The sequence below is a fragment of the Vibrio sp. Vb1574 genome, from assembly GCF_033338675.1.
The window spans coordinates 1-1,158 of record NZ_JAWOTC010000345.1; the positions used below are offsets into that span (position 1 = coordinate 1).

2 protein-coding genes are annotated in these 1,158 nt (G+C 45.3%); one reads left to right on the plus strand and one right to left on the minus strand.

Annotated elements, in window-relative coordinates; all coding sequences use genetic code 11:
• The coding region (rlmM, locus tag R7O12_RS26070; protein ID WP_318126952.1) for a 23S rRNA (cytidine(2498)-2'-O)-methyltransferase RlmM at nucleotides 1-351 on the plus strand (351 nt) is incomplete at its 5' end.
• 91 nt (nucleotides 352-442) lie between these two features.
• Here rlmM and R7O12_RS26075 read toward each other — a convergent pair.
• Nucleotides 443-1,158 (minus strand): DNA/RNA non-specific endonuclease (locus R7O12_RS26075; RefSeq protein WP_318126954.1); only part of this gene is annotated, 716 nt, incomplete at its 5' end.

A 1,158-nucleotide genomic window follows, 5' to 3' on the forward strand; every position in this document is an offset into this window, starting at 1 on the left:
GACAGCTTGACGGAAACCGGTCAAATTAAGCACCACATGGTGGATGGTTTTAAGTTCGAACCAGACCGCAAGAACGTGACTTGGATTGTGTGTGATATGGTTGAGAAACCAGCTCGCGTGGCACATCTTATGGGCCAATGGCTGCTTAAAGGTTGGGCGAAAGAAGCCATCTTTAACCTGAAATTGCCAATGAAAGGTCGTTACGATGAAGTACTGCAAGATCTTGAAAATCTAAAAATGTTCTTGATTGAGAACAAGGTGAAATTCAAGCTGCAAGCGAAGCATCTGTATCATGACCGTGAAGAGATCACGATTCACATTCAGTGTCTATCTAATATCTCTCCGCACTAAGTTATCGTTTCTATGTGGTTGAACATTATCAAAAAGGCGCCTACTTCAGGCGCTTTTTTATTGCGGTTTAGGAATCGCGACAGTCACTCAATTACTGGTTGGTTGGCCACATCTCTTCCCATTTTACTGATTCCATGTTGTCTTCGATGCTATCTGGCGTTTGAGCAAAAAAGTCTAATCCAGTTTGACGTTCAACTTCGTCAATGGTGGTAATAAAGTTGGCTAACTCAGAGCTTGAAACATCACGATGCGGGACAATGAACGCAATGGCTTCATCAAAGCTTGGATCAAGAATGACTTTGTAAAATGCGCTCGGGATCGCCACACCATTACCGATTGTTCCTTCGTTACCTTGGTAAATCGGTCCGGTCACCACATAAAGCTCATTGTACTCATTGGCGAGGTCACGAACATGTTCCTCTAGAACGCGCCAACCAACTCGGTTAAACCCCGGCAGTTGAGGTGACATGTTACTCATCAAAAAGCTTTGCTTCATTGACTCTTGGGTGAAATCCATTGTCGCTGACGGCGCAAGGTGCCCTCTGTCGTATCCTGAGCCTTTGTAGTCTGCTAGGGTAGAGCGAGCGTAATCCGGCATTTCAGTGTCTTCTTGGAAGGCGTTACTGCGTTTGTTGGTGATGTTCACGCTTTCCGCGGTAATGTGGTAAGCAACCCAGTCTGCATTTTTGGTGTTGTAGTTGTACCCAACCGCATAGCCATCTCGGAAAAGGAACTGATCGCTGTTGCTTGAAGGTATGCCTTTATCAAGGTGTTGACCACAAGTTTCAGCAAGAGTAGGGAAGGATA